Raw genomic sequence first — 21387 nt, forward strand, 5'->3', positions numbered from 1 at the left:
CCTGCGCCCTCGGAAAACAAATTCAAAAAGGGCGCAGGTTTTTCCAAACATAAGGAAACCGTTTAATACATTTATACATTCTTTCGTTTTGTATGCGTACGACACCAACATTCAGGATATCCGGAAAACTCATATGGCTGAGTTCCATATTTCTGGGAATACTGGCAGCAATCCCCAAAATTGCCGACCAGGATTTTGAATGGATCAGGGTTATTGTCGATGCTTGTGTCACCGCTTCTTTTTCGGTTATTATCTGGTATTACAACATAAGGACACTCCCGGCTTATGCGGGTAAGGAAGGTTTTAAGGGATTTTTGACCCCACGCTTATTCAAAGGTATCGGAGTGGGACTTGCGGTCATGCTTGTTCTTGCCGGAATACAACAGTACCTGGTCCCCTATCCGAATTACGGGGCCGTAATCCTAATGTTCGAAGTGCGTGGTATCCTTATCAATATGACCTTTTACCTGTTTACACAACTACTGTATCAAAACTATCTGAACCAACAGGTAAATATAGAACTGGAACGAAGTACTTCTGCCAATATCTGGGCCCAGTATGAACTGTTGAGGCAGCAGGTCAATCCTCATTTTTTATTCAATGGGTTGAACACACTAAAATATATGGTGGAAACGGGGGATGAACAAGCTGTAAATTTCATTCTGAAGTTATCTGATTTTTACCGCTTTACCCTTGAAAACCGAAAACACGACCTGATTCGGCTGTCCGAAGAAATGGAAATCGTTCATGCGTATATGTACCTGCTTAAAGCCAGGTTTGAAGAAGGGATATCCATTGCTGTTACTATTGATGAAAAAGTATATGACTCCCTGATCCCTCCCTTTACATTGCAGTTACTGATTGAGAATTGCATCAAACACAATGTGGTATCCATAGACAAACCCTTGCATATCACCATAAATTCGGAAGGAGATACCTTAGTAGTAAGCAACAGGATACAAGTCAAAAGAATACGGGAATCGTCTACCGGCTTAGGTCTGGAGAACATCCGGCAGCGTTATAATCATTTGCTGAACCGATCTGTAACCATTGTTGCGGATGAAGAGAATTTCACTATAAAATTACCTGTGGTTTATGAAAATCATTATCATTGAGGACGAATTAAAAGCCGCGCGATCTTTGGAACATATGATCGGAAAGTTGCGACCTGAAGCAGAAATTCTTACCAAATTGCAAAGTGTAGACGGGGCAATATCTTATTTTGCGGAACACAAGTTGCCCGACCTTATTTTTATGGATATTCAACTCTCGGATGGTAGCTGTTTCGAGATTTTTAAGAATGTGAAAATCACCTGTCCGGTAATCTTCTGTACTGCGTATGGAGAGTATGGTATTGAAGCTATAAAAGCCAATGGTATTGATTATGTGCTTAAACCGTTTTCTGAAAATGAACTGGAAAAAGCCTTTGAGCGCGTAGAGGCTCTGAAGAATTTTTTTCAGAAAGACACTTCCGGTATTGATCTGGACCAACTGATTCAAAAAATCGGGGTTGATGAAGGAAAAAAGAGTTTCCTGGTGTTTAAAAATGAAAAATATACGATCTTACCTACGGAGCATATAGCCTATATTTATATCAAGTACCATATGCCGACAATGGTTACCTTTGAAGGCGTAGAATATGACAGCAACCAATCCCTGGACCAGCTGCAGCAACAACTCTCCCCGAAACAATTTTACAGGTTGAACCGCCAGTATCTGATTCAGTTTTCAGCGGTTAAAGAAGTAGAGCACTATTTCTCTAGAAAATTACTGGTAAAGCTCAGAATTCCCACACCGGAAAATTTACTGATCGGAAAAGAAAAAACAACGACTTTTTTACAATGGCTCGACGGGAGGTAAGTTGCTTCTATTCCGGGAGAAATTTATCAAGCTCCAAAAAGTTGGGCCGAGCGTGCTTATCCCCGCCTGATTTACTTCAATGAAGTTACAAAAGGCGGACACTTTCCTTCATGGGAAGAATCTCTATTATTTACAGAAGAACTACGTGCAGCTTTTCAATCACTTCGCTTTTAACAATAAGCCGGATGCTCTGGTAGAAGATATTTAGGATGATATCACACTCTAATGGATTTATAAATAAAGTAGTTTTAAATTACTTCGCAGGTAGAAAGGAGGAGATCAATAAAATGATTTTCTCCTTTATTTAAATAGAATCTGCCCCATTTATTACAAACAATTGGTGGAGCGAATAAGGGAAGATATTTCGGGATATGAATTATTCCGCCATGTATACATATCGATCTATAAAAACAATATTTGTACTTAAAAAATACTATAATACATTTCAAGCAAGATTTAATAAAACTTACTATTCCGGGTAAGTTTAAAAAATAATAAACAGCGATACAGGTTAACCGAAAAAGGGAAATAACTCTACTACACCCCTTACAGAACACCTTTTCCATTTTTAATATTCCCGGAAAGCCTGAAAATTGTTCTGATAGACAGGAATCAGATACGCTCAACACGAATCCGGGAAATCCAGCGTGAAATTTATCCTTATCAAAATTATTGCAACATAAAAGGCACTATTCCATAAGTAAATTCAATCCCGGAACTGTTAACCAGTCCGAACCATCCGCGGTCGTCCCAGACACTGTAGGACATGGACTGTCCTAATATGCCATTGGCCATCGTTTTGTAATATCCCCGGACCAGGTCTGTATTGCGTTCGGCTGTGTTGCCACTTCTCCCCACTCCAAATTCGCCGTAATTCACAGGTACATCCAATATGGTAGAGTGCACGCTGACTTCCTGAATTCCATCCTCAAAGAAAGAATTTCCCGGAAAAGCGGCATTGCTACCTGTTTCCCCACAAAAGGACCAGGGCGAATAATTATGTACCTGAATCGCTAAATACGGGTCTGCCCCTTCCCCCGGAAGATTCATCTGGTTCGGATAGACTTCATCAATATACGATGCGTTTCCCTGTCCGTTTGTGCCGACCATTACAATTCGGGTAGTATTATGACCCCCGGTGGCCCTGATAGCATCATAGCCGACTTTATTTACTTTCCTGGTGTATTCCAGCGCAGTGGGGTCGGTAGGGTCGGGAAAGGGTCCGGAACCATCATTTTCTCCTAAATTCCCTTCGGGCTCATTGAGGACCTCAAAAATCAGGTTCACCGGGTAATCCTTAAAATAAGTTGCTATCCCTGTCCACAGGGTCCGGAATTTAGTGTCAAACCCGGCGGATCCGTCATAGTAATCCTTGAGCCAGTGTTCATGATGTGTATTTAAAACTACATACATGTCGTTATCAATCGCGTAGTCAATAACCTGAACGAGTTCCAGGAACCTGGGGTGATCAAAATTAATGTTCCCTTCATTGTCCGCCAGGTGATCTTCAAAACGGTCCATCCAGGTGGTGGGAATACGAATATGTTTCATGCCTGCATCTTTATATAAATCAACTATAGGCTTAATGCCTGGGAATGTGGTTTCATTAATCCCGTTGTCGAAGGTATTGCCTAAATTAAAACCGGCTTCCATGTCCAGGATAATTTCCCGTGCAGTCGGGAATTCCGAATCGACAGGTTGTCCCAAGGCTTCTTCTCCGTCTACAAAAACGATCTTTTCATCCTGAGAACAGGAGCAGGATGTCAGGAGGACCAATAATGCGAAAAGTCTGAATTTATATTTCATTTTTATATGTTTTTAATATTACAACGGGGTCAATTAGTTTTCCCCATTTTCTTTGTTTTATAGTATTGTTGCAGGACGTAAAACGCCTTTTTTTTCTTCCCGGTATTGGATATCAGGCCCTTTCTGTTCCAGAAATCCTGATAAACAGGATGTTGACGTCTCGGCGATTTAAAGTCCACCAGTATCCAGGGGGTCATGCCACGAAGCCCGTCTATTTTTTCGAGCATTTTAATCTGGTTGATATATACCAGTTCCTGGTGTTCTTCGCTCCAGATCGTATCTTCATTTCCGTGAAACCCGGCCAATGCTCCGGCCCCGAATTCGGAAATTATAACCGGCTTGTTAAACCTGATATCAAACGAATACTTCGGTAATTCTTTCGCGGCAGACCAGTACCAGCCTCCGTATTCATTAAAACTGGCCAGGTCCAGCTTATCGCCGAGGGGATCTTCTACCGTTATGGTATATCGTTCCCTCTCTACTTCTAGTGCGGCTGCCACTAATCTTGTATCGTCCAGGCTTTTTGCCTTGTCGACCAGGCGTCCCATAAAAATATTTCTCTCTTCATTTACCGGGGTCTCATTTCCCACCGACCAGATAATAATGCTGGCCCTGTTTTTATCTCTTTCTATACCCACGGTGAGTTGATTTTCAGCATTGGCATAGGTATGGGGATTCGCCCAGGATATCGTCCAGTACACCGGGATTTCCGCCCAGACCAACAAACCGATTTCATCTGCCAGGCGAAGCATGGTTTCATTGTGTGTATAATGTGCCAGCCGGATATAGTTGCATCCTAGTTCTTTGGCCCAGTTGAGCATCATCCTCATATCTCCTTCGGATCGTAATCTTCCGCCCAAAATCGGATTTTCGTCATGTACGGAGATCCCTTTAAGGAAAATGGATTCTCCATTGAGAAAGATATCCTTATCTATTGTCTTAATGGTCCGGAAGCCTATTTTATCATCAATTTTATCACTCCCGGATGTGATGGTGACGTTATATAATTTCGGATGCTCGGGCGACCAGTAGGCTACTTTCCGCACCCGGAGCCTGAAATCTGCCCGGCCATTTTCATCGGTCATATAGGCTGATTTTATATTGAGTTCCGGAATTTCCAGCACAACGTTTTCCGGTTTATCCGTTCCCTGTACCTGAACAAATCCTTCTATAAAATCCTGGTTGTCTTTGCCCAGTTGTACCTTGTAATCTTTAATATAGGTTCGCGGAGTTTCGACGAGCATCACATCCCTGGTGATTCCACCATAATTCCACCAATCGGTATTGACTGTGGGGATCTCGTCCTTTTTACGGGTATTGTCTACCATAAGCACCACGAAGTTATTACCGTCGTTGAGCTTTCCGGAAACATCAAACTGAAACGGGGTAAAACCGCCTTTGTGGACTCCCAGCTTTTTTCCGTTCAGGTACACATGGCATTCATAGTTTACCGCCCCGAAATAAAGGAGATAATGTTTACTGCTATCCGGGGAAATGATAAAATCCCTTTTATACCACAACGTGCCCTCATAAAACGAAAGTTTTTCTTCCTGTGAATTCCAGTCCCCCGGAACTTCCAGGGTCGGGGCATACGTAAAATCATATTCTGTTTTTGTGCTTTTGTCCACATCGGTAAGGTTATCGTAAAACCCACCTTTTCCCGACTTGCTTTCATCAAACGGTTTTTGCCTGTAATCCAGGTATCCCATCTGGTAGGGGTCCATGATATAATTCCACGGACCGTTAAGACTCAGAAATGTCCTGCCATAAACATTCTGAATGGTTTCCTGACCATACCCATGGCCGTGAAATATGGTAAAGACGATAAGGGCTAAAATTATTCTTCTTAACATGAGGTGTTCTTTTAAATTCAAAAACTTATGGGTTGTACTAAAACTCATTTGACTTCTTAATAACCGGTATTGAACTGGGATGCGCTGCTTCCCATAATATCTATCTGGCTTTGTGGTATGGGACAATTTACAAAATGTGACTGCCAGGGAGTCTCACTGTTGTTCGCGTCATTGGCCTCGGCGGTAGAATTATCGCCATTCCTGTAGTGCAGTGAAATTCGTTCTCCCAGGATACCCAACCGTTTTAACAGGAACCACCGGTTATTTTCAAAGGCGAGCTCCCGGGCCGATTCTTCCAGATAATCTTCGAGTGTCCAGGAAGTAAAATCTACGGTCGGAGCAACAGTATCCGGATCAAGGCCATATCCTCTGCGTCTTACTTTATTCATATACTCCAGGGCAATACCGTCTTCTCCAAGATTGTGATATGCTTCGGAGGCCAGTAATAAGGTTTCGGCAAACCTATAGTACATATAATTCTTATAACTCTCGTTGGTGTTGGGCAGTTTGGTCTCGAAATCGGCATATTTCTTCAGGCTCCAGTGAAACCTCCTGTAGTTATCCTCCGGTTCGGTAATAGGCTGACCAAAGTTGGGGTGCTCGGGGTTATTTACGGTGTATTCCTTATAGTCCTCGGGCCAGTAATAGGTTGAAAACCGGAGGTCGTTTTCCTTATCATACAATCCGTTCAGGTACGTATTGGGAAAGAACCAGCCCAGGGACTGTCCGCCGTACTCAGCGTCAATACTGACTTCTGCTTGTCCGTCAACTTCACCGGACTGCTTTTCATACAGTCTTTGGTTAAATACACTTCCCAACCAGGAACCTCCTCCCCCTGCAAGATCGTCTCCGTCTCCCAGCAGTTGATCTTTCTGGTACACGAAGAGGGCCTCGTTATGGTTTACATCGGCGCCAAAAACCTGGTTAATACCTACAAGTTGATGTGTTCCGTTGTTTATAATGGTATCGAACTGGCCTGCCGCTTCCTGCCAATCACTTGTCCACATCGCTGCTTTTCCCCGTAAATGCCTGGCTATGCCTTGCCCGTAGCGTCCATCAGGCACCTGCCAGTCCAGGTATTGAACGGCAAAATCAAGGTCCTGATTTATCACCCCGAAAACAGCTTCTTCGGTTGCGGCTTCGTAAACAACAGGATCGTTGATGTTCTGGGGAGTAGTCGGAACGGTATCTATTATAATATTCCCGTACATCCTTATTAGGTCCAGGTATAATTCTCCCCGGATTACCCTGGCCTGTGCTACTAATTTATTTTTCGCGCTCTCCTCCATTTCTATATTCCTGGCACTGGTAATAATAGCCGATGCCCGGTCTATGATCCGATAGGCATTATTCCATTTATCTGCCGGAAATACAGCAGGTGTATGTGTAGTGGAACCGTATGGGGTAAACCAGGTTCTGTGCAAGCCCAGGTCTGTGGCTGCCAGAAAGAACACGTTGGATTTCAAATTGTTGTTATCTCCTGAAGGAACATTATACAATCGCATCCTGTTATAAAGCGCAATTACGCCAACTTCCAGTCCTTCGGGTGAATTATAAATGAAATCTACGGAAACTTCGTCTGTTATTTCTTCTTCGAGGAACGACTTGCATGATAATAATGATAATGCCGTTAAAAGAGAAGAGAGGAATATATATTTAGTATTTTTCATCTGTTTATTTTTATTATTATTTATCAAAACCCGAATTGTAGTCCCACCACTACCGTAACCGGTTCGGGGTATTCATTGGGGTTTCTTTCCGGGCTGAAAGATTGAAAATCCGTAATGGTTACCAGGTTGCTCCCGGTAGTATATATTCTCAGGTTGGTCAAGCCGAACCTGGAAAGTATATCTTCCGGTAAGGTATACCCCAGCGTAATATTCTGTAACCTTACATAAGACGCGTCCTGTAGTCCCAGGAAATAAATATTGCCGGGATCATTTCCTTCCCTGGGCCTGGGAAAATCGCCCCCGGGATTTTCCGGTGTCCAATAGTTCTGCTTGATTCCGTTTTTAATACCTCGTAAAGATCCTCCTTCCAGATATCCGTACAGGAACGGATTATTTCTAATGATTCCCTGCACCGTGTATATATCGGCAGACATATCAAAACCTTTATATTCTGCGCCGACGGAAAGTGTTCCAAACCAATCCGGGGCCTGTGAAGTAATGACACGGTCCTGGTCGTTGATCAACCCGTCACCGTTCGTATCCTGTAGTTTTATATCACCCGGAAGTGCCAGGGGCTGGGCAGAACCTGCAATGTTTTCCCCTTCCTGGAATATCCCGATGGGTTTGTATTGGTAGAAAACACCAATAGGTTCTCCGATAAACCTGCGGTTCAGTACATCATCATCTTCTCTTCCGTCTCCATCGGCATCTTCTCCGTAAAGACTGACTATCTTATTTCTGTTTTTGGTAAATGAGGCTCCCAGGTTTACCTTAAGATCTTCTTTCCTGATAATATCTGCATTAAACGTGACTTCTATCCCCGTATTCTCTATTTCACCGATATTGGTCAGTTTTGAGGTATAGCCGGACGAAGGGTCAAGCGCTTCCGCTACCAGCAGATCTTTTGTCCGGGTATTGTAATACTCTACGGTTGAGGTAATCCTGTTATTGAAAAGTCCCAGGTCTATGGCGGCGTTGAAAGTGGTGGAGGTCTCCCATTTCAAATCAGGATTGGGTAATGTACTTCCAGGCACATACCCGGAAACACGGTCTCCGTCTATCACATAATCTCTCTGATCTGCTGTACTTTGACTCTGACCAGGGCTGATCCCTTCATTCCCCACACTTCCGTAGCTGAACCGCAATTTCAGGTTATTGATCTCACTGATATTCTTCATGAAATCTTCCCGGTGTACATTCCATCCCAGGTTGGTAGCAGGGAAAAATGCCCATTTATTATTTCTTCCGAATACGGTAGAGCCATCAGCCCTTCCGGAAATCGTTAAATAATATTTATTGTCATAATCATATTCTATCCTTCCCACTGCGGAAACGATACCTCTCTTATTTCCGGAAATGGAGGGTGTGTTCAAAAATGCGCCTTCAAGTCCCTTGATACCCAGAATATCGTTGGGAATCCTGTCTGCCTCGTTTACAAAATTGTTATATTCCGTTTCGGAAACACTCTGTACCGCGGTAATGGCAAAATGATTTACTTCTTTTATACTGAAGTCATAGGTCAGAATATTTTCGATCTGCCATTCTACATTATCCTGAAACTGGATGGCTCCGCTTCCCTGTCCGTTCCTGGCTATCCCGGCCAGTGACCTGGAAGTATTGTACGAATACCTTTTGTAATTCCAGGACCGTCTACTGGCATTTAACCTGTACTTAAACCCTTCGAAGGGCATGACATCTACAAAAACATTTAAAATATCATTCCTGTTTTTAATCAGGTTTGTCGTTTCGTTCAGGTCAATCAACGGATTTTTGTTCTCTTCAAATCCGCCGGGCAACCAACGCAGGGAACCATCATCATTATATACCCGCCCCAGGGGTGCCGTAGTAATTGCATTGAGCAACACTCCACTGTTGTTCGGATTATTGGTTTCGGAAAATTGAAATGAGGTATTCAGCCCGATTTTCAGCCAATCCCGGATCTTTTGGTCCGCATTCAGCCGCACGCCTACTTTATCATAATCGGAATTAGGGATAACTCCTTTTGTATTTATATAATTGACACTGCTGAATATGCTGAATTTCTCCGTGCCGGAAGAAATGTTCAGGGCGTGATTCTGAGTTTGTCCCGTACGTAAAATCAAATCTTCCCAATTGATAAAATTCCCGCTTTCTACACTTTCCAACTCCAGCGTGGAGAATATATCAGCATCCGGCCTGTAGACACCTCCGTTGTTAGTCCGGAATGCTTCCCTTTTTAATTGGACGAATTCTTCCCCGCTATAGATATCAAAATTTCTGTCGATGGTCTGGAGTCCGGAAAAGCCATTGTAAGATACGCTCATTCTTCCTTCCTTTCCCCTTTTGGTCGTAATCAGGATTACCCCGTTGGAGGCCCGGGCTCCGTAAATGGATTGTGCCGCGGCATCTTTCAGGACTTCCAGAGATTCGATGTCATTAGCATTAATATCATTGATGCTTCCTATCCGTACCCCATCGGCAATGACAATAGGATCATTACCACCGGTAATGGAACGTTGCCCCCTGATGCGAATCGTAGAAGACCCACCCGGGGCTCCACTGGCCAGGGTAACTTGTACCCCTGCCGCTTTTCCCCGCAGCATTTCCCCGATGTCTGATGTAGCCACTTTAACGAGGTCTTCGGTTTCTACCCGTACTACAGAACTGATCACATCGCTTTTCTTCTTGGTTCCGTACCCGATAACCACAACATTGTCCAGCAGATTATCACTTTCCATGGTCAGATTTATCTCATCCTGGTTTTCTACCGTTACGGAAACGGATTTCATCCCTACAAACGAAAATAGGAGTTTCTGACCCGGTGATGCATTAATCGTATAGTTCCCGTCAAAATCCGTTTGTGTTCCCGTTGCCGTGCCTTCGATCAGAATATTAACGCCTCCAAGCGGTAAGCCGGTATCATCGACCACCTTCCCGGTTATTGTATTATCCTGAGCATACGCAGACGTAAACACAAGGCAGATGTAAACGATCAGGCCCCACCGCAGATGATCCGCAAATTGTAAAAGAACATTTTTCTGTTTTTGGTTTTTCATGTGTTTAAAGTTGGTTTATCGAAAAACAAATATGATCTATTCTGTTTTTGTAGAGGGGATTTATATATTCGTTTGTAGGGGTAAAAATGTATTTACCCTAATAAATACGTGAATTTCAAAATATTACACAAAACAAAAAACATCCTTTTGAGCTATAAAAGCCTCTCAAAGGATGTTTGAACCCGTATTATGCGGCAATACTTATTCTGTGGTGTAATCAGAATTTTTATAGGCCGTAGGAGAAACCTTATATACTTTTTTAAATTCTCTACTGAAGTGCTTCCTGTCGTTGAAACCAACCATAAAGGCCACTTCCGAAATTGGATATGTTGTTTTTGAAATAATGTCGGCCGCCTTTTTCAACCGGACTTGTTTGATCAAACTGGCTACGGAATGATTGGTAAGGGTATTGACCTTTTTGTATAGCACAGTTCTGCTCATACCAATTTTATCAACAAGCATGCTTACATCAAAATCGGGATTTTCTATGTTCTCCCCGATAATTTTCATGAGCTTTTTAAGAAATAGTTCTTCGGGGGTGGTCAGCGTGTCGAGATCGGAATCTACAATAAAATTACCACTATACTTCTGGCGGAAAACTTCTTTGGATTTAAGCAGGTTCTGAATACTCAACATCAAAACTTTGGTACTGAAGGGTTTTGAGATATAAGCATCCGCACCGGTGGACAAACCTTCTATCTTGTTATCTACGGAAGCTTTGGCCGTCAATAATATTACGGGGATGTGATTGGTGCTTTCGCTGGTTTTGACATACTTGCAAAATTGTAAACCATCCATTTCCGGCATCATGATGTCACTGATGATCAGGTCCGGTATTTCCTTTTGCATGTATGAAATGGCATCTTTGGCGTTGGAAAAATCCAACACATTATATTCCTCTTCCAGAATGTTGTTTATAAATTTCCTGACCTGGTCATTATCTTCTACCGTAAAAACCGTTTTTTTATTGGGATCAAAATCTTTAAAAGTGAATTCCGTATCATCTTCCTCTTCAAGCCCTAACGGTATCTTTGAGGGAATATTTTCGGCATCTATGACGCTGTTGTACATGTCGGTTTCACTTTCACTGACCTGCTCGGCATTCAGGTGTTCTTTCCCGAGTAACAAGGCTATCTGAAAAACGGTATTTGCCCAACTTTCTTTTTCCTCCAGTACGGTTATCTCACCTTTATGAAGCTCCACGATAGTTTTGGAAAGAGCCAGGCCAACACCACTTCCCATGTTGTGAATGCCCCTGTTATCTACCTGGAAAAATCGGTTAAAAATATTGTCCTTACTATTCTCCGGTATACCTATACCATTATCTTTTACCTTTATCAGAACCTTATTCTCAACCTGGCCCAGTTGTTCTACAGCAAATACTATTTTCCCGTTTTTCCGGGTAAACTTAAAAGCATTGGAGAGCAGGTTAAAAATAACTTTTTCCAATTGATCGCGGTCAAAATACACTTGTATGGAATTGGAATTCAGCACGAATTTGTACTCGATATTCTTTTTAGCTGCCAATCCTTTAAAGGATTCATAGATGTCAAAACAAAAAGACACTATGTCCTGTTTTTTGCAATGGATAAGCATTAGTCCCTTCTCCGATTTCCTGAAGTCGAGTAATTCATTGACCAGTTTTAACAGCCGGTCTGAATTCTGCTGAATCGTCTTTAGTTTATTTTCTGTTTTCGGGTCCTTTGCGGAAGCCGACAGCAGTTCTTCTACCGGGCCTTTTATAAGTGTTAAGGGTGTTCTTATTTCATGGGATATGTTCGTGAAAAAATTGAGTTGCATATTCAACATTTCCTGCTTCCTCTCGCTTTCCACATGCTCCAGGAATAATTTTCTTTTTAGTTTTACCCTGTTACTCACAAACCTGAAGATGATAAAACCGCAGAGCAGCAGTAATAAAAAATAGATAAGGTAGGCCCACCACGTTTTCCACCACGGAGGAAGAACATGTATTTTCAACGTCTTTATCCTGGAGTTCCAGCTGTTATCCTCGTTGGTGGATTTTATGGAAAGTAAATAGTTTCCGGGATTTAAATTTGATAAATTGATCCTGTTCTGCGTTCCGGTATCGTGCCATTCGTCTTTTCGCAGATCATCATCCAACTTATAGGCATACCTGTTTTTTTTGGGATTGATAAAATTCAGGCTGCTGAATTCCAGTCCCACATAACCCTGATCATAATTGATCGTAATTTCGGAAGTTTCCGAAATTGTTTTCTTTAAAATAGCATTTTTGGAATCGGGCTCTATAGTTTCATTATTGATAATGAGGGTTGTAAGAACTATTTCACTATCATTGGGTGTTTTGTATAGTTTGCCGGGTTCAAAAACAATTAGTCCCCTGGTGGAACCGAAAGCCAGCTGGTTTTCATTGAGCACAACACCGGTGTTATACGAAAACTGCTTTACGGAAACACCATCTTTATCGGCATATTTTGTAATTTCAAAATCATTTTCTTTTAAGTCCTTTGATGAATTTTTTATGCTGATCTTAAACAGGAAATCTTCCGAACTGACCCAAATATTTCCCGCGGCGTCTTCAGTAATACTCTTTATGGCAGCATTGGTAAATCCTTTATCTTTATTAAGCCTTGAAAATGTTTCCGAAGACTGATCAAAACAGAAAAGTCCGTCATAATCCCCCCCGATCCACAACCTTTCCTCCGAGTCGGTAAATAATACCGTCAGACTGTTGTTTCCAATGGACGCCGCTCCACCTCCTGTTCTGTATATACGGGTTACTTTTTTAAGGGATTTATCGAAATAATTCAACCCGTTCTGGGTTGAGATCCAGATTCCTCCTTTACTGTTTTCCAGATCCATTATAAAATTATCGGAAAGCGAATTCGGTGATCTGTCATGAAGGTAATGTTCCACACTGCCATCTTTCAGTACCCGCTTCAGGCCATTTCCGTCGGTCCCTACCCAAATATCACCATTGTCCATCAGTAAAGATGTGATAGGGCGTTCGTCTTCCACCCTTCCGTTGGCAGAAAGCGGAACCGGACTGAACTGTTTGCTGCTTTTATCAAATTCATATAAACCATTAAAGGTACCGCATACGAGGCGATTTTTATCTTTTCGGATCAAAGCGGTGATTACATTTTTGGTCTTTTTATCAACCTTGTCATCAATCATATAGGAGACGGAAGTATGCCGGTTAAAATCGAGATACGTCAACCCTCCTCCATAGGTCCCTGCCCACAGCGCATGATCATTTTCCCTGGCGAGGGCACGCACGATAGAATTGTTCAAACCAAAATCCTGCCCGATGGTTTCATCTACATTGGTGAAGTTCGAATTGGCCTTGTTGTAAAAATTAATTCCCCCTGCCATCGTACCTGCCCAGATACATCCATGCCGGTCTTTTAAAAAACATTGTATGTCATTGTCGGTAAGACTCGAATTGTTGAGCGGGTGATGCTTATATTGTGTAAAGATTTCTCTGGTCTTGTCAAAAACACTTAACCCGTCTTTTGTTGCAAACCATACGGTATTGTCATTAATCGTAATGATATCATTAATCCAGTTGAAAGAAATAGAATTATTATCATCGTACTGATGCACATATTGAACCAGGGTGTTTTTGGCTTTGGAATATAAAAAAGCACCCATGGTTTCCGTGCCAAACCATAAATCTCCATTAGGCTCCTTTATGATTTTCCAGACCTTGGCTTTTAAAAATTTCTTGTTCCCGCTTAAAACTTCAGGCAGCTCCCGGAGTTCGGCAGTTGCAGGATCAAAGCATTGCAGGCCCTCCGCCGTGCCTACCAGAACCCCATACTGTTTATCATAAAATAACGAAAGTACCCTGCTCTTATTTAATGTGAAATTGGAGTCGCTTGTAATGTTGTCCAGCAACTTATCTTTCTTATTCAATTTTTTGACACCACCAAAAGTCCCGACCCATACATTTTGAGCATCGTCTTCGGCAAAGGAGCTTATATAATTCCTGCCGCCTTTGGTGGAAGAAACGTCAACCGGGGAGAAATTATCCGAGTTTTTATTAAAAAGATTAACCCCGTGGTTGGTGCCTATCCATAATAACCCTTCACTGTCCTCAAAAATCTCATTCACATGGTTATTGCTTAAACTACCCTCGCTCTTGTCCCTCACATACCGGTAAAAGCGATATCCGTCATATCTGAACAATCCGTTTTCGGTACCTATCCAGACAAATCCTTTATCGCTTTGGGCCAGGCAGGAAATCATACTTGGTGAAAAATCCTCATCATAGCTGATATGTTCAAAATACAAAGCCTGATCCTGTGCCAGCAGGATGTTATTACCTCCAACAAAAAGTAAGAGGTATATTATGTTTTTAATCAAACAATGTATGTCGTGCTTCAACATAAAAACTGTTAAGTTATATCTATAATAAGTATTGATCCGTGAACAACATTCCTAAAAGTACGATTTTTTTTGTCTGACGATATAGACAGGGCTTTCCTTTACTGTCTTAAGGCATAGTTGTAAAGCTTCACCATGTGCTAAAATAACAACCCTGAGAATGGCCGTTTACTTCAAACATCTCTTTTTGGGGGTAGAAATGTACATGCTGTTATAAATATCAAATACGTGTATCGCATAAACGACTCGTTGATAGTATTGTGAAAACAAGACTCCTGCTATTTCATTCATCAACCTGGTCTTTTTAAGCCCGGTAAGAGAGAAAAATACATTTTTACCCCCAAAGAAAAACGATCAGGCCCCTTTTTGTTTTATATAATTCCAATATTTGCCAAACTTGTAACATCTTCGGAATTACCACTTCCGGGGTATAAACCAAATAAAACTAACCGTAGCTCAGTGTGATTATGAAAAACCAGTATCTTATTTTGCTTTCTCTGTGTTTAATATTTTCCTGCGAGGACGATATCCGGGAAGTAAGTTTATTTGACAGCGGAGAAACCATTGCCGAGGCATCGAATTCAGATATAGGGTTTGGTGAGTCTGTCCGTTTTACCAGCACCTCCACCAAGGCTCTGACCACAAACTGGACTTTCCCTGGGGGTTCACCCGCGACATCCATTAACCCGGAAGTGACCGTAACTTATACGACCCCCGGAACATTTGAAGCTCAACTTATAGTTAAATATATCGACAATACCATCGACACCAGGACTTTTACCATAACGGTCCGTGGTATCGCCGAGCCTCTGCCTTTTGAGGGTGCCCCCGTTGACATAGAGGGAACTATCGAAGCAGAGAATTTCGATTTGGGTGGCGAGGGTGTCGGCTATCACGATACCGAAGAAGAAAATCTCGCGGTTGCCGCCGGAAGTCCTGTGTACAGGGACGATAAAGGTATTGATATCGAAGTTGACGAAATGGTAACGAACATCGGTTATACCAATGAAGGAGAATGGATGAACTATACTGTGAACGTCTTGGAAACAGGGAATTATGATTTTGAATTTATGGTAGCTTCCGGCAGTGAAGCCGGGGGAAATTCAATCAAGCTTCAGCTGATGGACCAGGATACCGGTACGGTTACTGAATTGGGAGAAACAGGCGATTTCGAAAATACCGGGGGATGGTCGGTTTATACCGGAATAACCATCTCCGAAGTCAGCCTGTCAGAAGGCTTGCATACCTTAAGAGTATATTTTACCGGGGGAGGAACCAATCTGGATAAAATAAACACTACCCTTCTGGGCGCCACACCACCGATCAATGGATTGGGTATCTATACCGAACGTGAGATCACGGAAAGTAATCCTGCTATAATCCCTCCTCTCAACAATGCTAATTTTGTAATCAGCGAGGTAGGAAATGCTGCCCATGGTGACAATGCTTTATATTATGAATTTGACCCGGCCAATTCATCAAGCCCGCAAACATGGGGTGCTATGGCTACATTGTTCCCAGAAGAGAATATAAACGCCTCTTCCTACTCCTATTATCATATCAGCCTGAAGACAACATCAACATCAAATATCCGGATCCGTATTAAAGCTAACGGTACAAATTACTGGGTCACCCTGAATAGCAGTACCACTGATGAGACTTATGGCATGGCAAGGGACGGGCAATGGCATAGTGTAAAAATTCCTTTGGCGGATTTTAATGCCCCTGATCTAACGTCGATATCCGAAATCCTTGTGCTCCGGAGCGATGATGCCGATTTCGGCAATACATCACCGGAAGATACGGAAAGGGATTATGACTGGTATGTGGATGATATTTACCTGACTGCAGAATAAAAAATATCACAAGACAGAGCCCTGGTTGTGATTCTTTAATTCTAAAAGGCCTTCACCTGTCAGGGTCACAAAAAGAACAAGAAATGGTAAGGAACCCTTGTAAATCAGAAAGTTTACAAGGGTTTACGATTTTTATAACCTTATTTGTTTTGATATAATTTGATTGTAAATGAAGTAATCAACGATATAATTTATAAATATTAACAAGTTGACAAATTGATTACAGCACTTTACAATCACAGACATTAAAAATTTGTAATCTGCCTTAAGCAATAAAAACTGCCACTGACATGACCGCATATAAAATATTTATAGTCATTTCCTTACCTATAAGTTGTATGACTATCTCTCCTCCAGGTTTTGCTTCTCAAAGTCCTTTCAATAACTCCTTCTTTTTCTCCTTAAATTCCTCTTCCGAAATGAGGTCGTCCTCAAAGAGTTCTTTCAGGTCTTTGAAATTGGCTTTAAGCTCTTAAAACTATCGGTATGGGTTTGAATATATTCTTCCCCCCTGGAAAAAACCCTTTGTTTAATAGCTTCTTTGATACTTGCTTCATTCATAGTCTAATAATTTTCATGCCGGATGCTAAAATTAATTTTATTTGAGGTTCAATTCGGCTGTTATCTCTATTTTTGTGTCAGATTTTTTATCTTTTAAAATAGCGGTCAACTGGTAAGGATTATTGATTTGTGCTTCGAAAAAAGTAATGGTAGCATAGAGTTTACTGTTGGTTACACTTTCGGCATCTATTCCCTCATGCTCATATTTGCTTAAAACATTTGGAGTGGATAGAATCTGGTTTCCTTTGGTATCTTCAATATTTAGTGACAGAACAGGATATACGTTTTCATTTTCAACGGTTAAACCGCTAAGTCCTTCTAATATTAGTATCAATTCATCTTCCTGGTTTATTTCATCCTCCAAAACCGGTTGTTTGAGGCTTTCGTTCCACAAATAGATGTTTGAGTAACTGATATCTTCGGAATGAATAGCGAGCAATTTGCTTTCTTCCACGGCAAAAGGAAGTTCATACAAAAAAGTCCCCTCGCCCTTTTTATCCCAGATATTGATATGGACCTTATATTTTTCGTTGTCCTTACAAGGCAAAGCGGCTGTGAAATTTGCCTGAAGTTGAAGCGGGGACAGCGTTGTTCCTTCTTTTATATTATCCAGCAAATCGGGATAAGCCAGAACGGTATCTTTTTCGTTTTTAGTGATGAACATGGATAATCCGGGAAACACTCTATCCCCTTCCTTCTTTAAGCCTTGTATATCATTGAACACGAAATTTACTTTTTCACCGTACACAAAATGACTCTTCTTTTCCGCTTTTCCACTTGCCTGGATGACCACTTCGTCACAATCTATACCATCGCCCCTTGAGTAAGCGCCGGATGTGAGATCTTTTTTCGCAGATTGGTTGAAATTACAGGCGGAAAAAAGTACAAAAAACAGGGGGATTACTATTACAGCTGTTTTTTTTATACGTTCATGAATAAATCCATCCGGACTTCTTTTTCCGGGCGATGAATTTCCTGATGTTTCATCTCGAACAAACGTATCCCTCAATCTACTGTTATCCATGGCACCTGATTTTTATGGCCGTATTACAGCCGATTATTGTCGAATATATTTTTTGTATTCGTTTATTTTATGCGTCAACCTGGTATTCAAATACCTGTTTTTATTTTTAAGTGTGGTTCCGATCAATTTAGCTTCTTCCAGGTAGTGTGCTATTTTATCGTTGCTCCAATGTCCTGGCGGAACTTGTAAATTTGTTATCCGATCGGCTAATTTTACCATTCCCACCTCTTTTTCCGATTGGTTGATTCGCCTGAGGCTGTCCGTCATTCTTTCTTTTTTGGATGTGATATTGTCGTTCTTGGTCAATGCCAACACCCCCGAAGCCACTTTTTCACCGAATTCGGTTTTAATTTCATTAAACCCGGTGGTTGTATCCTCAATAGTGTCGTGAAGAATGGCAACCTGTATGGCAAAATCCACGTCAAAATCATTTTTAGCTTGGTAGGCCATCAGTATTTCCATCGCTACATTGGAAATATGTAGCAGGTAATTGGAACTTGTTCCGGGAACTTTTTGGCTGCCGTGTTTTTCGCCTGCAAATTTCATTGCTTTTTGATATAAGTCCTGAGTCCTCATATTTGTATAAAGGTTGTTGCGTTAAAAATGCATAGTCACTTATGTTATTGTACTTTAACCGGATCTTGTTTTTCGGGTTCCGGTCCATAAAATGGCAGGAGCAGGTTACTTTTGGCAAACCGGCCACTCAGATCATCCCCGTGAGGCGTTTTTACAAGCACCATATTCCACCTGCCATTTACGCCGATGTAAACCTGGTAATTGCCGGAATTTATAAAATTGGCAAGGCAATCTTCAACGGCAGACACGAGTTCCTTTCTCGAAGAAGCTTCGACTTTCTTTAAATGGGTCGCTTTTAGCAAAACAAGGAGTTTATCTTCTTTTACTTTTGAAAAGTACTTTATTTTTTCGGTATCTATACCATATATGGATTGATCCATACAGTTTTTTAACCGATAGGAAATGGAATCTGTCTTACTGTCGGGATGGCTTGTCGTTTTTTCAATATCGTTATGGAGGGATATGCTACGGGCGTCTATTTCGGTTTCCACGTCTTTGTTACTCCAGAAAATAGCACCTGCAATGGAAAACAGGCCTATCAACAAAAGAACGGAACCCATCATTAAACAACCGCAACCGTGCCAGAGCGGCCTTTTGGGCGGATCGAGCTCATTGCTTTTCACCAGAGCGCGTTTCAGGTCTTCCGGAAGCTCGTGTTCGGCATAGTTTTTTTTGCAATGGCTACACTCCAAAATGGTGGTTTTGGAGAATGGGAACAGCGGAATCCAAAATATGTGAAAATACTTGCCAAAGGTAGTGGCCACAAAGGTATTTATATTCTTGCAATACGGGCATTCCGTATTACCTCCAATGCGTTTGGTTTTAATTTTTGACGCCCTTGTACCAAAAAATATCAGCATAATGTATTCGTTTAGACTTTTTAATTATCAGTCCTTTTCTTGTCATCCAGATAAAATTCGGTGTTTCCGTCGGTAGACAACAAGCGAACCGAATAGGACCCTTTTTCTTTGATTTTTGTCGGGGTTACCTCTGTTTCAAAATCGGTGTTGTTCAATTGCTCTTTGGGTTGATGGCCTTTGCTCATTTCCGTGCTTTTGGCCACATAATAGATGTCGTTTTCCACTTTCACGATCCTGAACCACCCAAAGCCAGTTCCGGAAGCAATACGCCCCAGTTTTTCAGCTTCTTTGTACTCTTCAAAATGCCCGAAGAAAAGATCACCTGCCTCCAGGGGCTGTTCCATAGCAATAACATCTTCTGATTTGGGTAACGGGGGTTTATTGGCTTCGTAAATAATGTACCCCAGTGTGGCAAAGCATGCCACAAGCCAAATCCAGCCGAATATGGTGATTTTAAAGATGAACGGAGGCCTGGGAGCTTCTTTGGCTTTTTTTGTGCAGTAGGCTTTCATCTCTGAGGTCCAAAGCCGTTTCGGAATTTTTTTACCTTCCACAACATCCCAATATTCCCCAGAGGCTTTTTTGGCATAAGAGGTATAAAAAAATGTTCTCCCAACAGTCCGGAATATGCTTAGTTGCATTTCATTTCCGGGGTTTCCTGGGTTTTTCAGCTCATCTGTTCTGTGGGTAGCTACTTCTATTTTTCTAATGCTTATAAACATATCTCTTTATCTTTAAATATATTAACTAAGGCAATACAAAGGATGAGTATGATGATAGCGTTCGTTTTCATGCATTTTTAAACCTTAAATTTCCTTTCACAATTTTCCGATCAGTGCTATGCGTATCCATCAATGATAGTGATGCACGATACGATTGAAATGTTTTTTGCTTTTATATTCACCTGGTTTTATGAGCAATGATTCCGGTGAAAAACTTCAGGAACAAATTTAAAATACCGGAAAGTTTGTGACAATTCTCAACCGCATATACAGTGACTACAAGTTAACAGAAAAACGTCTACAAAGCGTCTACGGTATTTGTTTCTTAGGCATAATACCCGCAGAGAAAATGAATACCGTGGGGGCGGCATTTTACAAAAAAATGACTGAATTTGAAATGGCACCATAAGCCATTACCGACGATGTACTTAAGCTAATAAACATGGAAAAAAATATGCCCTTTTACGCTTTCCCATAGAAAACATTACACGGGGAACCGATCATGATTTTATAAATACAAGGGCTGAAATTAAAGCTGGATGGTTAGTTATAAAAATGGTGCTTTTTTAGAACGCCCCACATCAGGTTGTTGCTAATGGTTATAACTGATTTCACAAATCTTCCAGGGGAATTCTTCGTTTATTTTTAATTTTTTTATAAAACGAAGGGGAAAGACCTGTTATTTTTTTAAACTGGGTTGAAAGATGGCCTACACTACTATAATGCATAAGACAAGAAATTTCAGTAAGGCTCAGTTCGTCATAAAGGAGTAGTTCTTTTATCTTTTCAATTTTATGAATAATAATGAAATGCTGTATCGTTATTCCTTTAACTTCAGAAAAAATATTTGCCAGGTATACATAATCATATCCTAATTTCTGACTGATATAATCCGAATAATTAACCTGGGGTAATTCATTGGTATAATGGATCATTTCTATAATGACGGCCTTTATTCTTTCGATAAGGATACTTTTTTCGTCATCCATTAATTCCAAACCGGATTTACGAAGATTCTTTTTCAGTTCTGCCTCCTGCATAAAGTTAAGATCTTCCAGTAACTCCACCATTCCTAAACCTATAGAACCATACTTAAGGTTTAGTCTGTCGAGTTCGGATTTAACCACCATCTTACATCGAAGACATACCATATATTTTATATATAAAATCATATTTCATTTTTTTTAACACACTCA

Annotated in this window: 14 protein-coding genes; 3 read left to right on the plus strand and 11 right to left on the minus strand. The window is 41.3% G+C overall.

The features are described 5' to 3' along the window. Nucleotides 1-92: 92 nt before the first annotated feature. Together ACVBDY_RS02985 and ACVBDY_RS02990 are read left to right on the plus strand one after the other, a co-directional pair. Nucleotides 93-1115, plus strand: a complete 1023-nt coding sequence (locus ACVBDY_RS02985) for a sensor histidine kinase (protein WP_447173983.1) — start codon at nucleotides 93-95, stop codon at nucleotides 1113-1115. Further along, nucleotides 1096-1860, plus strand: a complete 765-nt coding sequence (locus ACVBDY_RS02990; protein WP_447173984.1) for a LytR/AlgR family response regulator transcription factor — start codon at nucleotides 1096-1098, stop codon at nucleotides 1858-1860. The genes ACVBDY_RS02985 and ACVBDY_RS02990 overlap by 20 nt, the downstream gene beginning before the upstream one ends. Before the next feature lie 669 nt (nucleotides 1861-2529). Here the strand turns inward: ACVBDY_RS02990 and ACVBDY_RS02995 are convergent. From ACVBDY_RS02995 to ACVBDY_RS03015, 5 genes are all read right to left on the minus strand, one after another. Next, nucleotides 2530-3666: a glycoside hydrolase family 5 protein gene (locus tag ACVBDY_RS02995; RefSeq protein WP_447173985.1), complete on the minus strand. Its 1137-nt coding sequence runs from the start codon at nucleotides 3664-3666 to the stop codon at nucleotides 2530-2532. A 29-nt stretch (nucleotides 3667-3695) separates the two neighbouring features. Then, the gene (locus ACVBDY_RS03000) at nucleotides 3696-5519 is read right to left on the minus strand and encodes a glycoside hydrolase family 2 protein (RefSeq protein ID WP_447173986.1); all 1824 of its coding nucleotides are present in this window, start codon (nucleotides 5517-5519) and stop codon (nucleotides 3696-3698) included. 56 nt (nucleotides 5520-5575) lie between these two features. Next, entirely contained in the window at nucleotides 5576-7189 is a 1614-nt protein-coding gene (locus ACVBDY_RS03005; RefSeq protein ID WP_447173987.1) for a RagB/SusD family nutrient uptake outer membrane protein, read from the minus strand. A gap of 23 nt (nucleotides 7190-7212) precedes the next feature. Continuing rightward, the gene (locus tag ACVBDY_RS03010) at nucleotides 7213-10224 is read right to left on the minus strand and encodes a SusC/RagA family TonB-linked outer membrane protein (RefSeq protein ID WP_447173988.1); all 3012 of its coding nucleotides are present in this window, start codon (nucleotides 10222-10224) and stop codon (nucleotides 7213-7215) included. A 201-nt stretch (nucleotides 10225-10425) separates the two neighbouring features. Further along, nucleotides 10426-14571, minus strand: a complete 4146-nt coding sequence (locus ACVBDY_RS03015) for a hybrid sensor histidine kinase/response regulator (protein ID WP_447173989.1) — start codon at nucleotides 14569-14571, stop codon at nucleotides 10426-10428. A 488-nt stretch (nucleotides 14572-15059) separates the two neighbouring features. Between ACVBDY_RS03015 and ACVBDY_RS03020 the strand changes: the two genes are divergently transcribed. After that, nucleotides 15060-16448, plus strand: coding sequence for a carbohydrate-binding protein (locus ACVBDY_RS03020; RefSeq protein WP_447173990.1), 1389 nt, complete (start codon nucleotides 15060-15062; stop codon nucleotides 16446-16448). A gap of 367 nt (nucleotides 16449-16815) precedes the next feature. Here ACVBDY_RS03020 and ACVBDY_RS03025 read toward each other — a convergent pair whose 3' ends face one another. The 6 genes from ACVBDY_RS03025 to ACVBDY_RS03050 all read right to left on the minus strand — a co-directional run bounded on the left by ACVBDY_RS03025 (nucleotide 16816) and on the right by ACVBDY_RS03050 (nucleotide 21363). Further along, on the minus strand, nucleotides 16816-16896 hold the full coding sequence (locus tag ACVBDY_RS03025) for a hypothetical protein (RefSeq protein ID WP_447174370.1): 81 nt from the start codon (nucleotides 16894-16896) through the stop codon (nucleotides 16816-16818). A gap of 150 nt (nucleotides 16897-17046) precedes the next feature. Beyond that, nucleotides 17047-18033, minus strand: a complete 987-nt coding sequence (locus tag ACVBDY_RS03030) for a hypothetical protein (RefSeq protein WP_447173991.1) — start codon at nucleotides 18031-18033, stop codon at nucleotides 17047-17049. 33 nt (nucleotides 18034-18066) lie between these two features. Then, the gene (locus ACVBDY_RS03035; protein ID WP_447173992.1) at nucleotides 18067-18579 is read right to left on the minus strand and encodes an HD domain-containing protein; all 513 of its coding nucleotides are present in this window, start codon (nucleotides 18577-18579) and stop codon (nucleotides 18067-18069) included. A gap of 74 nt (nucleotides 18580-18653) precedes the next feature. Next, nucleotides 18654-19469, minus strand: coding sequence for a zinc-ribbon domain-containing protein (locus ACVBDY_RS03040; protein WP_447173993.1), 816 nt, complete (start codon nucleotides 19467-19469; stop codon nucleotides 18654-18656). Between the two features lie 20 nt (nucleotides 19470-19489). Then, complete coding sequence (locus ACVBDY_RS03045) at nucleotides 19490-20191, minus strand: hypothetical protein (protein WP_447173994.1); 702 nt, start codon at nucleotides 20189-20191, stop codon at nucleotides 19490-19492. 611 nt (nucleotides 20192-20802) lie between these two features. After that, entirely contained in the window at nucleotides 20803-21363 is a 561-nt protein-coding gene (locus ACVBDY_RS03050) for a helix-turn-helix domain-containing protein (protein ID WP_447173995.1), read from the minus strand. Between the last annotated feature and the right edge of the window lie 24 nt (nucleotides 21364-21387).

This window comes from Sinomicrobium halophytocola (genome assembly GCF_052983395.1).